Source organism: Arthrobacter sp. TJ-265, assembly GCF_058269135.1.
Genome location: NZ_JBZCND010000005.1, coordinates 44,688 through 58,157, shown reverse-complemented (window position 1 = coordinate 58,157; position 13,470 = coordinate 44,688). Strand labels below are relative to the sequence as shown.

The following is a 13,470-nucleotide window of genomic DNA, read 5'->3' as shown; positions in this document are numbered from 1 at the left end:
ATGCTGCCCCGTTCCCCTGCCTGCTCCTCTGCCTGGTCACAGTCCAGCCACCCCGTCCCAGATCTGCTCCATGCGGAAGAGCATGACGAAGACCGTCAGCCCCGCCGCGGCCAGCACGAAATTGCTCCAGCGGGTCTTCTCGAGGATGGCCCACCAGAACGCCCCGACGGGCACGAGGAGCGCGGTGAGGAGGTAGCCCCAGAACTCCCAGGCTTCCCCGAGGACCGGCTCCCCCGCGAGCTGCCGGATCACGGCTCCGACGGCGTAGGCGAGGAGGAAGAGTTCTACGGCGGCGATCGAGAGGATCGTGATGTCGTTGGGCGGCCGGCGCAGCACACCGGCCCCGAGGCAGAGTGCCGCGGAGACGGCGCACACGATCACGCCGACGAGGAGGAAGGGATCCACGCCTACTCCTTGCCGCCCGGAGCGAAGACCAGGACGGTCCGGGCCGCTCCCCCGCGGTTCTCGAGCAACGCAACGAGCGTGCCGTCCGGCGCGAAAGCAGCGACCGGTTCGTCCGGGTCCGTGTTCGGAGCCACCTTCCGGCCGTGGGACACGTCGGCGGTCTCGGTGTCCGAGAGTTCCCTGACCGGGAACAGGGCCCGCCCGGCGTCGTCGAGCGGGAGGACTTCCAGCTCCTCGGCCAGCTGCTCCAGGGTGCGTGCCTGCCCGATGGTGTACGGGCCCACCTGGGTCCGTCGGAGGGCCGTGAGGTGGCCGCCCACCCCGAGCGCCGCACCCAGGTCCCGGGCGAGGGCACGGATGTAGGTCCCGGAGCTGCACTCGACGGTGACGTCGACGTCCTGGAGGCGGCCGTTGCTCACGCGGCGGATCGCGTGGATGTCGAAGCGGTGGATGGTCACCGGACGCGCGGGGAGGTCGACCTGCTCGCCGGAGCGGACCCGTGCGTACGATCGCTCGCCCTTGACCTTGATGGCGCTCACGCTGCTCGGGACCTGCTGGATCTCGCCCGTGAGCGCGGCGACGGCGGTGCGGATCTCCTCCTCCGTCACCGCTGCGGCGATACTCCCGCCGGTGACCTCGCCCTCGGCGTCGTCGGTGAGGGTGGACTGTCCCAGCCGGATGGTGGCGGTATACGTCTTGGTGGTGCCCACGATGAAGGTCAGGAGCCGGGTGGCGCGGTTGATCCCGACGACGAGGACCCCGGTGGCCATCGGATCGAGGGTGCCGGCATGGCCGACCTTCCGCGTCCCGGCGAGTCGGCGCAGGCGCCCGACGACGTCATGACTGGTCCAGCCCTGCGGCTTGTCCACGATAATCAGCCCTGAGTGGACCTGCCCGGCATTCACGCCTCCCAGTATATGGTCCGTATCGGGACCCCCTGTGCGCGATAGCATCCTCCGTATGCCCTCCCCTCCAGCCCACGTGGTGAACGTCCCGGTCAACCAGATCCGCGAGATCACGCAGGCGGCCTGGGCCACACCCGACGCCATCGTGCTCAGCATCGGCGAGCCGGCCTTCCCGGTGGCACGGCACGTCCTCGAGGCGGGGATGGCCGCGCTGGACAGGGACGACACCAACTACACCCCCAACGCCGGGATCGCGCCGGCCAGGGCTGCCTTCGCCGGACGGTTCGCGCGATCGTCGGGGGTCGACGACGATCCGTCGCGCGTCTTCGTCGTCGCCGGCGCGCAGCAGGGACTGCACCTGGCGCTGAGCACGCTGATCGGGGCAGGGGACGAGGTGCTCCTCCCGGATCCGGGGTATCCCACGTTCACCATGACCGTCGGCCTGCTCGGCGGCGTGCCGGTGCCCTACCCCCTGGTGCCCGAGCACGATTTCCAGCCGCGGATCGAGGACCTGCGGGGACTCGTCACCGGACGGACGAAGGTCCTCCTGCTGAATTCCCCCTCGAATCCGCTGGGCTCGGTGTTCGACCACGAACTCACGCGCGAGCTCGTGCGGTTCGCGCACGAACAGGATCTGTGGGTCGTGTCCGACGAATGCTACGAGGCCTTCACCTACGACGTCCCCCACGTCAGCCCGGCACGCTTCGACGCCGGCGGGCCGGAGGCGGTACCGGAGGCCCGAGAGCCACGCGTCATCACGTCGCTGACGCTGTCCAAGACCTACGGCCTCACGGGCCTGCGGATCGGGGCGCTCGTCACTCCGCCGGGCATGGAGCCGCTGCTCAGCAACATCATGGAGGCCACGGTGTCCTGCGTCTCCGCGGCGTCGCAGTATGCCGCCGTGGCCGCCCTCACCGGGCCCCAGGACTACGTGTCCACGGCGCTGCGGCACTACCGTGCCAACCGGGACGCGGCAACCGCGGTCCTCGACGGTCTGGGCATCGGCTATCTGGACGCCCGCGGCGCCTTCTACCTGTGGGCCGACCTCTCGCACGCGACCGGCGGCGACGTCCGTGCCTGGACGCGCTCGTTCCTCGCGGACCACGGGGTGGCGTTCGCCCCCGGCACGGCCTTCGGCGCCCGCGGCGAGGGATGGGTGAGGATCGCCCTCTGCGGCCGGACGGAGGAGCTCGTGGAAGGACTCTCCCGGCTCCCCTCCCCGCCGCGGACCTGACCGGCTCCGAGGACGCGAAAGGCAGCCGCCCCGTGGGGTCGGCTGCCTTGTGCGTCGTCATCCCGGACGGGTCAGGGACTAGCGCGCTGCCTCGTCGTCCTCCGACGTGCGGTACGGATCGGCGTCACCCGCGAAGTTGGCGCCCTGCGCGATCGCCGCCACTTCGGCGTCGCGCTCGCGCGCCTTCTGCAGGAGTTCCTCGAGGTGGCTGGCGTTGACCGGCACCTCGTCGGGGACGAACTCGAGGGTCGGCGTGAGGCGCGCCGTGATGTTCTTGCCGACCTCGGACCGGAGGACGCCGCGGGCGGACTCGAGCGCCATCCGCGTGGCCTGCTGCTCCTCCGCGTCGCCGAGCACGGTGTAGTACAGGGTCGCGTGCTGGAGGTCGTTCGTGACGCGGGAGTCCGTGATGGTCACGGCTTCCAGCCGGGGGTCCTTCACGCGGCGCCGCAGCGCCTCGGCGACGATGACTTTGATGCGCTGCGCGAGCCGCGCGGCGCGGGCCGGATCTGCCATTGCTGTTACTCCTACTGAAGCTGGTCTGAAGAGGAATCCGCGAGGGGTTCCGGCGGTCCGACGGGTCGGGCGCCCTGGAGGACCAGGGCGCCCGACCTGCCTACCTGCTAGGCGCGGGGCTTCTCCCGCATCTCGAAGGTCTCGATGGTGTCGCCTTCCTTGACATCGTTGAACGAACCGAGGCCGATACCGCACTCGAAGTCCGTACGGACCTCCGTGGCGTCGTCCTTGAAGCGCTTGAGCGAATCCACGGAGAGGTTGTCTCCGATGACCTTGCCGTCGCGCAGGACACGGGCCCTGGTGTTGCGTCGGATGATGCCCGAACGGACGATCGAACCGGCGATGTTGCCGAACTTCGAGGAGCGGAACACCTCGCGGACCTCTGCGGTACCGAGCTGCACCTCCTCGTACTCCGGCTTGAGCATGCCCTTGAGGGCCAGCTCGATGTCGTCGATCGCGGCGTAGATGACCGAGTAGAAGCGCATGTCGACGCCTTCACGCTCGGCGAGGTCCGCCACGCGCTCCGCCGGCTTCACGTTGAAGCCGATGATGATCGCGTTGTCGACAGTGGCCAGGTTGACGTCGTTCTGCGTGATGGCACCGACGCCACGGTGGATGACGCGCAGCTGCACGCCTTCTCCTACGTCGATCTTGAGCAGCGAGTCCTCCAGGGCCTCGACGGCACCCGACACGTCACCCTTGAGGATGAGGTTGAGGGTGTCGACCTTGCCCTCGGCGACCGCCTGGTCGAAGTCCTCGAGGCTGATGCGCTTGCGGCGCTTCGCGAGGGCCGCGTTCCGGTCCGCCGCTTCACGCTTCTCGGCGATCTGGCGGCCGGTGCGCTCGTCGTCGGTGACGAAGAACGTGTCACCTGCACGGGGCACGTTGGACAGGCCCAGGACCTGGACCGGACGCGAGGGTCCCGCCGTCGTGACGACGTCGCCGTTCTCGTCGAACATCGCCCGCACACGGCCGTGGGCCGTGCCGGCGACGATGGTGTCACCGACGTGCAGCGTTCCGGACTGGACGAGGACGGTGGCAACCGCACCGCGGCCCTTGTCCAGGTTCGCCTCGATCGCGATACCGCGGGCGTCCTTGTTCGGGTTGGCCCGCATGTCCAGCGCGGCGTCGGCGGTGAGCAGGACGGCCTCGAGGAGTTCGTCGATACCCATGCCCTGCAGCGCCGAGACGTGCACGAACATGGTGTCGCCGCCGTACTCCTCGGGAACGAGGCCGTACTCGGTGAGTTGGCCCTTCACCTTGTCCGGGTTCGCGCCTTCCTTGTCCATCTTGTTCACGGCCACGACGATCGGCACGTTGGCCGCCTGTGCGTGGTTCAGCGCCTCGACCGTCTGCGGCATGACGCCGTCGTCGGCCGCGACGACGAGCACCGCGATGTCCGTGACCTTCGCACCACGGGCACGCATGGCGGTGAACGCCTCGTGGCCGGGGGTGTCGATGAAGGTGATGGCGCGGGTCGCGTCCTCGTGGACGTGCTGGATCTGGTAGGCACCGATGTGCTGGGTGATGCCACCGTGCTCGCCCTCGACGACCTTGGTGTTGCGGACGGCGTCGAGCAGTCGCGTCTTACCGTGGTCGACGTGGCCCATGACCGTGACGACCGGCGGACGTGCCTCGAGCTGCTCGTCGCCCTCGGCTTCCAGCTCCGCATCGAAGTTAATGTCGAAGCTGCTGAGGAGCTCGCGCTCCTCGTCCTCGGGCGAGACGACCTGGATCAGGTAGCCCAGCTCGGTGCCGAGCACCTGGAAGGTGTCCTCGTCGAGGGACTGCGTCGCCGTCGCCATCTCACCGAGGTGGAACAGCACGGTGACCAGTGCGGCGGGGTTCGCCTCGATCTTGTCGGCGAAGTCCGTGATGGACGAACCGCGGCGCAGGCGGACGATGGTGTTGCCGTCTCCACGGGGTACGCTCACGCCACCCAGCGAAGGAGCCGACATCTGCTCCAGTTCCTGCCGCTTGGCACGCTTCGACTTGCGCTGCTTGCCGCGACCGGCGCCACCCTTGCCGAAGGCGCCGGCCGTGCCGCCGCGTCCGCGGCCGCCCTTGCCGAAGCCGCCGCCGGCGGGTGCCCCACTCGGGCTGTTGGGTGCTCCACCGGGTCCGCGGCGCGGACCGGCTCCGGCACCGGGGGCTCCACGGCCGGGGGCGGCGGGACGCTCGGTGCGGTTCGGCATCATGCCGGGAGTGGGACGCGAGCCCGGGGCTCCTGCGGGTCGGGGTGCACCCGGACGCGGAGCGCCGGGACGCGGTCCACCGGCACCGGCGGCCGGACGGGGTCCACCCGCACCGGCTGCCGGACGGGGTCCACCGGCGCCGGCGGCGGGACGCTGCTGTGCATCGTCACGACGACCGGGGCGGGGCATGCCCTGCGACGGGGCGAACGGGTTGTTGCCCGGACGCGGGGGACGATCCGACCCGCGCTCGGCACCACGATCGGTGTCGCCGCGGCGCGAGCCCATGCCCTGCGAGGGCGCGAACGGGTTGTTGCCGGGACGGGGTGCGCCGCCGGGACGGGCACCCGACGGGCGCGTCGTCCCCGCCGACGGTGCGGCGGGAGGGGTTGCCGGACGGGGCGCGGGACGGGTGCCCTCGCTCGAGTCCTCGGCCCGGGGGGTCTGCTGCGCCGACGCGGGTGCGTCCTGCGCTGCCGGTGCAGGGGTGCTCGGTGCGGCCGGAGCCGGGGCTTCCGGTGCTGCCGGAGCGGGAACGGAGCCGTTGGAGAACGGCGACGCCTGGGGTGCAGCCGGCGCGGCCGGGGCCGGGGCGGGCGGTGCTGCGGGCTCAGCCGGTGCGGGCGTCTCGGGAGCCGCCTGCGCGGCACCGGGCTTCGGACCCGGCGAAGGCGCCGAGGGTCGCGTCGGTGCGGGGGCTGCCGCGGCCTGGGAGGCGCCGGCATTCGGGAAGGCGCCGCGAAGCTTCTTCACGACGGGGGCTTCGATGGTGGATGACGCGGAACGGACGAATTCGCCCAGTTCCTGCAGTTTTGCAACTGCGTCCTTCGAGGTTATACCGAGCTCTTTCGCGAGCTCGTGTACGCGGACCTTGGCCACATTTCTCCTGTCTCGGTCCGCACCGAGTCAGGCACGAACCGTCTATTTCCTACTGCTGATCCCAGTCGCAAGCGCGTCTGGCAGATCGAATGCCGAGCGCAACGGATTGATCATCGTTGCGCACTCATCGCTGGGTGCTCATCGGGTTTCCATGAGGGTACTGACCCGCTTTCAGGGAGGACGGTGGGTACGGGGCGTCCGTCTCGACGCTCCAGGTATGCGTGGAAGGACGCTGCGAACTGGGCAGTGTCCACCGGCCCGCGGAAGGCCCTGTTGAAGGCTTTCCGCTTGACCGCTGTTTCCATGCATGCCGGGTCGGGGTGCAGCCAAGCACCCCGTCCGGATAGCCGGCGCCGCTCATCGATGACGGCAGTAATCTGGCCGTCGATCGGTCGTGCAACAACCCGCATCACGTGTGACTGGCGGTCCCGCCGGCGGCATCCCACGCAGGTGCGTATCGGATGTGCGTCCATCGGTCGGTGCCCGGAATCGTTGCGGCGTACAGCCACTTCCGGGCGCGACTGGGCAGCAGTCCCTTCCATTCTACCCCTTCCGATGCCGCTGCCCGACCCGCCGGCCTAGGCCTTCGCCGACGCGGCCTGCTGCGCGGCGTCGGACACGATGTCGATCCGCCAGCCCGTGAGCTTGGCGGCGAGGCGGGCGTTCTGGCCTTCCTTGCCGATCGCCAGGGAGAGCTGGTAGTCCGGGACGACGACGCGCGCCGAGCGGGTGGCTTCGTCGGTGATCGTCACGGAGGTCACGCGCGACGGCGAGAGTGAACTCGCGATGAAGGCGGCGGCGTCGTCGTTGTAGTCCACGATGTCGATCTTCTCGTCGTTCAGCTCGTTCATGACCGCACGGACGCGGCTGCCCATCTCGCCGATGCAGGCCCCCTTGGCGTTGACGCCCGGGATGTTCGCCTTCACCGCGATCTTGGTGCGGTGCCCGGCTTCGCGGGCGAGGGCGACGATCTCGACCGTCCTGTCGGCGATCTCGGGCACCTCCAGCTCGAAGAGCTTGCGCACGAGGCCGGGGTGCGAGCGTGACAGGGTGATGGAGGGTCCCTTCATGCCGCGGTGCACGTCGACCACGAACGCGCGCAACCGGGTGCCGTGCAGGTACTTCTCCCCCGGTACCTGCTCCGGCGGAGGCAGGACCGCCTCCACCGAGCCGAGGTTGACCTGGATCATGTGCGGGTTGGTGCCCTGCTGGATCATCCCGGCGACGAGTTCGCCTTCCTTGCCGCGGAATTCCCCGAGGATGTTGTCGTCCTCGGCGTCCCGCAGGCGCTGGAGGATGACCTGGCGTGCGGTGCTCGCCGCGATGCGTCCGAAGCCGGTGGGCGTGTCGTCGAATTCGCCGACGGGGGCGCCGTCCTCGTCCTTCTCCGTCGCCCAGATGGTGACGTGCCCGGTCCGGCGGTCGAGCTCGGCGCGGGCGGTCTCGTGGGAGCCGGGCGAGCGGTGGTACGCGATGAGCAGTGCCTGCTCGATCGTGGGAACCAGCTTGTCGAGGGGGATCTCGCGCTCGTGCTCGAGGAGTCTCAGCGCGCTCATATCAATATCCATGTGGGTCTCCTTACGCGTGGTGCACGGCGCCGGAGATCTCCGGATCGGCCCCATCGCTGTCATCGTGGTGTTCATCCTCGAGATGCGCGAATTCGACCTGCACGGTCCCCTTGCGGATCTTGGAAAACTCGAGGGCGAGCGGCTCGCCCTGCTTGGGCTTCATGCCCTTCTTGACCGGCAGTTGCGGGGTCAGCCGGATCCCGGTGTCGGACACCTCCTGCAGGCGGCCGAGGATCACGTCGCCGGTCACGGGCTTCACCTCGACCATGCGCCCCACGTTGCGGCGCCAGTGCCGCGGTTCGGTGAGGGGACGGGAGACCCCGGGGGACGACACTTCGAGGTTGTACGGACGATCGTCGTCCTCCAGGCTGTCCATCGCCGTGGAGAGGTCCGTGGAGATGGCGGAGATCACATCGAAACCGACGCTCCCCGTGCTCTCCTCGGGCAGGTCCACGACGACGTGGACCGTGCGATGGGACCCTGCGACCTTGACCTCGACGTCCTCCAGGTACAGGTTGTGCTGGTCGACCACCGGCTTCAGTCTGGTCCTGAGGCGCTGCGCTTCGGCCTGCAGTTCGACCTCTGAGGCCGACCTGCTGGTCGAGGCATGATTTTCGTTCCCGGACCGGACCGCCATGGCTGCCTCCCACTCGATGATGTTGTGCTCCAAGAGTACCGACATTCCGCGGCACCGGCGGTATCGGCGGCCGAAACGGGGAGCGCCATGACATCATCGGGAACTGTGATGAAGCGGGCGGAGACGGACAGGCAGCAGGGCGGCGGAGGACGCCGCGGATCCCGCGCCGGACGCCTGGCGCGGCGCTCCCTGGGCCTCGTCGGTCTCTTCGCCGTGATGCTCCTCGTGGTCGGCGTCGGGCTGGGCGTCCGGTCCCCGGAGCCGCAGGAGCGCGTCCACTCCGTCCCCGAACAGGCGCAGCTCGACGCCGAGTACCGCTACCGTGCCGCCGCCGACCGGGCGCGCAGGGCGGCTGCGGACCCCGGACTGCCCCCGGAGACCACGGCGGAACTGGCCGCGGTCGCCGTCGACCTCGACGAGCAGGCGGACGCCGTCGCCCTCCCGCGCTCCTCCGGTCCGACGACGGAGGACGGGTCCTCGCCCCACGCCACCCCGCATCCGGACGGTCAGTCGGACCGCCCGGGTCCCGCGACGGCCCCGGCAGCGGGCACCGATGGCTCGGCCGACGCCGCGCCTGCCGATGCGCCCGCCGTGCTGACGGCCCTGCGCGACAGCGCACTCCGGAGCCTCCGGGATGCAGCCCTCGCCGACCCCGGTCCCGGCCGCGTGCTCGCGGCCGCCGGCGTGAACCAATGGCGGCACGCCCTGCAGCTCGGCCACACCCTGGGGATGGACCCCGGACTGCCCGCGGCCGGCTCGCTGTCCCCCGTCGACCTCACCGCCGGCACCGGCCCGTTCGCGGCCCTGGCCGCACCGGTAGGACAGGCCGGCGCCGCACCCACCGGGTCCGCCGTCCCCACGGCTCCTGTTCCCACCGCTCCTGTTCCCACCGCTCCTGTTCCCACGGCTCCTGTTTCCACGGCTCCCGCCGAGTGCGCCGGGACCCCGCTCGGCCCCGACGCCGACCGCCAGGCCCTCCTCAATGCCAGGACCGCGGAGGATCAGGCGCGGTACGCGTACGAGGTCGCTGCAGCACTGATCCCGGAGCCCGCGCGGGCCCTGGACGCGGCGTCCACCCACCGGGAGGCAGCGGATGCCGCGGCCGACCGCCTCGCCGCCCTGTGCGTGCCCACGGGCCCGACGCCGGCCGGCTATGCGATCGGGCCGGACTTCCGCGACGATCCCGTCGCCGCGATGCAGGCGATCGAGCAGGACCACACCGAGCTGTACGCGGGCCTCATCGCGACGGTCGGTCCGGAAGCCCGGGCCTGGGCCGTCACCTCGTTCAGCGCTGCCGCCCAGCGCAGCCTCGACGCCGGCGCGCCGCTGGAAACCCTCCCCGGCCTGGCCGGCAGCGCTCCGGCACCGGACGCCGCCCCCGCGCAGACTCCCGAGAAGGTCCCCGCGCGGGCGACGGAGCAGCCCGGTGGGTAGCGACGCCGGGGCCGGGACGAGCGGGCGGTCGTCGGCCGCCGGCCGGCTCGCGGACCTCCCGGACCTCCCGCCGGCCCTGGTCCACTCCGCGAGGACGATCGAGGGCGGTGCCCGATGGACGCGCACGTGGCACGGTCTCCTCGCGGAGAGACTCGACGCCTGGAACCTGGACCTCGACCTCCGTCCGGGACAGGCCGCCTGGGCGGGCCGGTGCGCCGTCGTCGTGCCGGTGCTGCAACGCACCGGTGGTGCGCCCGACGCCGTGCTCAAACTGAGCATCCCCCACGACGAGGCCCTGCCCGAGCCCGATGCGCTGACGCTGTGGGACGGGACGGGCGCGGTCCGCCTGCTGGCGTCGTCGCGCCCCGACTACGCGCTGCTGCTGCAGCGCCTCGACGGGGACCACTCGCTGCGGGACGTGCCGCTCGACGAGACCCCCGCGCCGTGGGGGGCGGTGCTGCGGCAGCTGTGCGTCCGGCCCGACGTCGGTGCGTCCTGGGCGGTCTTCCCCCACCTGGCGTCGGAGGCCGAGCAGTGGACGGACACGCTGCCCGCGCAGTGGGACGACCTCGGCGAGCCGTTCCCCCGCTGGCTCATGGAGGCCGCGCTGGAGGTCTGCCAGTCGCGCGGAGTCCTCGGCCGGCGGTCGGAGCGCGACGTCCTCGTGCACTCGGACCTGCACTACGACAATCTCCTGCCGTCCTCGCCGGACCGCCTCGGGGACTTCGTCGCGATCGATCCGAAGCCCGTGCTGGGTGACGCGGAGTACGCGGTGGCCCCCATGCTGTGGAACAGGCTCACCGAACTCGATCCTGCCGACCCCGCCGGCCACCTGCAGGCGCACTGCCGGGCGCTGGCGGCGGCCGCGGGCCTCGATGCCGAGCTGGCCCGGGGGTGGACCGTGGTCCGCGAGGTCCGCAACGCCCTGTCCTACCTGGCGCACGGACACGAAGGCGACGCCGACCGGTCGCTGTGGGTGGCGAGCTCTGTGCTCGGCCGGACGCTGGACGGACTGCCGCCCGTCGGAGCGCTGCCGTCCCTCTGACGGGCCCGGCCGGGCGTCAGCCTCCGGCGACCAGCGGGCGGAGGTTCTCGACCCAGACGTCGTAGCCGAGCTTGACGATCAAGGCACCGACGACCAGGAGGAACACGATCCTGATGAACCGGCTGCCCTGGCTGATCGCCATGCGGGACCCGGTGTAGCCGCCGGCCATGTTGGCGACGCCGAGCAGCAGCCCGAGGCCCCACAGGAGGGACCCGTTGGGCAGGAAGAACAGAAGGGCTCCGAAGTTGGTCGCCATGTTCACGATCTTGGCCTTGGCGCTGGCACCGAGGAAGTTGTAGCCCAGCAGCGTGACCATCGCGATGATCAGGAAGGACCCGGTGCCGGGGCCGATCAGCCCGTCGTAGAAGCCGATGACGAGGCCGATGGCGCACGCCGTCCCGTAGTGCCGGGCGCCCTCGTACCGCAGCCTGGTGAGCGTCCCGACGGAGGGCTTCAGGGCGGTGAACACCGCGACGCCGATGAGCGCCACCACGATGATCGGCTTGAAGACCGACGAGGGCAGCGACGACGCGAGGACGGCCCCGCCGAAGCTGCCGAGCAGCGCGACCCCCGCCATCGGCAGCGCCGTCCGCAGGTCCGGGTGGGCGCGCCGGTAGTAGGTGACGGCGCTCGTCGTCGTCCCGAAGATGGACCCCATCTTGTTGGTGGCCAGGGCCTCCACGGGCGCGATGCCGGGCACGAGGAGCAGCGCCGGCAGCTGCAGCAGGCCGCCCCCGCCGACGACGGCGTCCACCCAGCCGGCGGCGAACCCGGCGACGAGCACCAGCAGGATCGTGGCGAGGTGCAGCTCCTCGAGTCCCGAACCCCCCAAGGTCAGTGCGCGGTGAGTTCGCGCAGCAGCGCGGCGGCCTCGTCGACGGCCACGTTCTGCGCCTCGCCCGTGCGCCGGTCCTTGACCTCGAGCACGCCGTCGGCGAGCCCGCGCCCGACGACCACGATGGTGGGCACGCCGATGAGCTCGGCGTCGCCGAACTTCACCCCCGGGGAAACCTTGGGACGGTCGTCGTACAGCACGGTCAGGCCGGAGGACTCGAGCTCGGCCGCGAGCTTCTCGGCCGCCTCGAACACCTCGGACCCCTTGCCCGTGGCGAGGATATGCACGTCAGCGGGCGCGACGTTGCGGGGCCAGATGATGCCGCGGTCGTCATGGTTCGCTTCGGCGAGGGCGGCGAGGGCGCGTGTCACGCCGACGCCGTAGGAGCCCATGGTGACCGTGGCGAGCTTGCCGTTGCGGTCGAGGACCTTCAGGCCCAGCGCGTCGGCGTACTTCCGCCCGAGCTGGAAGATGTGGCCCATCTCGATGCCGCGGGCCGCGACCAGGGGCCCGGAGCCGTCGGGTGCCTCGTCGCCCTCGCGCACCTCGACGGCCTCGACGACGCCGTCCCAGGTGAAGTCGCGGCCGGCGACCAGGCCGAACACGTGCTTCCCGTGCTCGTTGGCGCCGGTGATCCACGGGGTGCCGCTGACCACGCGGGGGTCCACGAGGTACCGCAGGCCCGTGGTGGACCCGGCACCGAGGACGGCGGCGTCCGGCGTCAGGCCCGGGCCGATGTAGCCCTTCACGAGGCCCGGGTGCTTCCTGAGGTCCTCGTCGGTGGCGGCCTCGACGGCCACCTCCCCGCCGGTCTCCAGGTGGCCCGCGATGTTCGCCTCGATGCGCTTGAGGTCCACGGTGCGGTCGCCGGGCACGCCGACGACGACGATCTCGCGCTCCCCGGTGGGAAGGACGGCGGCGAGCACGACGTTCTTCAGGGTGTCGGCGGCCGTCCAGGGACGGTCCCCGCGGGGGGCCATGGTGTTGGCGCCGGCCACCAGCGTGTCGATGGTCGGCGTGTCCGGGGTGTCCCGCACCTCGGCCGCAGGAGCGTCGGAGTAGTCGACGGCGTCCGGGACCACGGTCGTGACGGCCTCCACGTTCGCGGTGTAGCCTCCCGCGGAGCGGACGAAGGTGTCCTCGCCGATGGGCGTCGGGTGCAGGAACTCCTCGCTCTTCGATCCGCCCATCGCTCCGGCGGTCGCCGTCACGGGGATCACCTCGAGGCCCAGCCGCTCGAAGATGCGCAGGTAGGCCGCCCGGTGCAGGTGGTAGCTGGCCTCGAGGCCCTCGTCGTCGATGTCGAAGGAGTAGGAGTCCTTCATGATGAACTCGCGGCCCCGGAGGAGCCCGGCCCGTGGGCGTGCCTCGTCGCGGTACTTGGTCTGGATCTGGAACAGGTTCAGCGGCAGGTCCTTGTACGAGCTGTACAGGTCCTTCACGAGCAGCGTGAACATCTCCTCGTGCGTCGGCGCCAGGAGGTAGTCCGCGCCCTTGCGGTCCTGGAGCCGGAACAGGCCCTCGCCGTACTCCGTCCAGCGGTTCGTCGCCTCGTAGGGCTCCTTGGGCAGCAGCGCCGGGAAGTGGACCTCCTGGGCGCCCATGGCCTCCATCTCCTCACGGATGATGCCCTCCACGCGTGCGAGGACCTTCAGGCCCAGGGGCAGCCAGCTGTAGATGCCCGGGGCAGCGCGCCGGATGTAGCCGGCCCGGACCAGCAGGCGGTGGCTGGCGACTTCGGCGTCGGCTGGATCTTCACGCAGGGTGCGCAGGAAAAGGGTGGAGAGTCGTAAGACCACGCGGGTGTCCGTTCGTATTCA

12 protein-coding genes are annotated in these 13,470 nt (G+C 70.9%); 3 read left to right on the top strand and 9 right to left on the bottom strand.

What is annotated here, in order from left to right; translation table 11 throughout:
- Nucleotides 1-36: 36 nt before the first annotated feature.
- Both AC4D2E_RS15470 and truB read right to left on the bottom strand, forming a co-directional pair.
- On the bottom strand, nt 37-405 hold the full coding sequence (locus AC4D2E_RS15470) for a hypothetical protein (protein WP_490910619.1): 369 nt from the start codon (nt 403-405) through the stop codon (nt 37-39).
- Nucleotides 406-407: 2 nt separating this feature from the next.
- Nucleotides 408-1,310, bottom strand: a complete 903-nt coding sequence (truB, locus tag AC4D2E_RS15465; RefSeq protein ID WP_490953178.1) for a tRNA pseudouridine(55) synthase TruB — start codon at nt 1,308-1,310, stop codon at nt 408-410.
- A 55-nt stretch (nt 1,311-1,365) separates the two neighbouring features.
- Here truB and AC4D2E_RS15460 point away from each other — a divergent pair, with 55 nt between their 5' ends.
- Nucleotides 1,366-2,544, top strand: coding sequence for a pyridoxal phosphate-dependent aminotransferase (locus AC4D2E_RS15460; RefSeq protein ID WP_490953177.1), 1,179 nt, complete (start codon nt 1,366-1,368; stop codon nt 2,542-2,544).
- Nucleotides 2,545-2,622: 78 nt separating this feature from the next.
- Here AC4D2E_RS15460 and rbfA read toward each other — a convergent pair whose 3' ends face one another.
- The 5 genes from rbfA to rimP form a co-directional block, all read right to left on the bottom strand.
- Nucleotides 2,623-3,060: a 30S ribosome-binding factor RbfA gene (rbfA, locus tag AC4D2E_RS15455; protein WP_104168272.1), complete on the bottom strand. Its 438-nt coding sequence runs from the start codon at nt 3,058-3,060 to the stop codon at nt 2,623-2,625.
- A gap of 107 nt (nt 3,061-3,167) precedes the next feature.
- The gene (gene infB, locus AC4D2E_RS15450; protein WP_490953176.1) at nt 3,168-6,131 is read right to left on the bottom strand and encodes a translation initiation factor IF-2; all 2,964 of its coding nucleotides are present in this window, start codon (nt 6,129-6,131) and stop codon (nt 3,168-3,170) included.
- 110 nt (nt 6,132-6,241) lie between these two features.
- A complete protein-coding gene (locus tag AC4D2E_RS15445) occupies nt 6,242-6,541 on the bottom strand; it encodes a YlxR family protein (protein ID WP_490953175.1) in 300 nt (99 codons plus the stop codon).
- 168 nt (nt 6,542-6,709) lie between these two features.
- Nucleotides 6,710-7,699 (bottom strand): transcription termination factor NusA, encoded by a 990-nt coding sequence (gene nusA / locus AC4D2E_RS15440; RefSeq protein ID WP_104168275.1) that lies wholly within the window; start codon nt 7,697-7,699, stop codon nt 6,710-6,712.
- 10 nt (nt 7,700-7,709) lie between these two features.
- The gene (gene rimP / locus AC4D2E_RS15435; RefSeq protein WP_490953234.1) at nt 7,710-8,336 is read right to left on the bottom strand and encodes a ribosome maturation factor RimP; all 627 of its coding nucleotides are present in this window, start codon (nt 8,334-8,336) and stop codon (nt 7,710-7,712) included.
- Between the two features lie 87 nt (nt 8,337-8,423).
- Between rimP and AC4D2E_RS15430 the strand changes: the two genes are divergently transcribed.
- Both AC4D2E_RS15430 and AC4D2E_RS15425 read left to right on the top strand, forming a co-directional pair.
- Nucleotides 8,424-9,770: a DUF4439 domain-containing protein gene (locus tag AC4D2E_RS15430; protein WP_490953174.1), complete on the top strand. Its 1,347-nt coding sequence runs from the start codon at nt 8,424-8,426 to the stop codon at nt 9,768-9,770.
- Nucleotides 9,763-10,815, top strand: coding sequence for an aminoglycoside phosphotransferase family protein (locus AC4D2E_RS15425; RefSeq protein WP_490953173.1), 1,053 nt, complete (start codon nt 9,763-9,765; stop codon nt 10,813-10,815). The genes AC4D2E_RS15430 and AC4D2E_RS15425 overlap by 8 nt, the downstream gene beginning before the upstream one ends.
- A 16-nt stretch (nt 10,816-10,831) precedes the next feature.
- Here the strand turns inward: AC4D2E_RS15425 and AC4D2E_RS15420 are convergent, their stop codons facing one another.
- Complete coding sequence (locus AC4D2E_RS15420) at nt 10,832-11,647, bottom strand: sulfite exporter TauE/SafE family protein (RefSeq protein ID WP_490953172.1); 816 nt, start codon at nt 11,645-11,647, stop codon at nt 10,832-10,834.
- Between the two features lie 2 nt (nt 11,648-11,649).
- A complete protein-coding gene (locus tag AC4D2E_RS15415) occupies nt 11,650-13,449 on the bottom strand; it encodes a proline--tRNA ligase (RefSeq protein WP_490953171.1) in 1,800 nt (599 codons plus the stop codon).
- Nucleotides 13,450-13,470 lie beyond the last annotated feature (21 nt).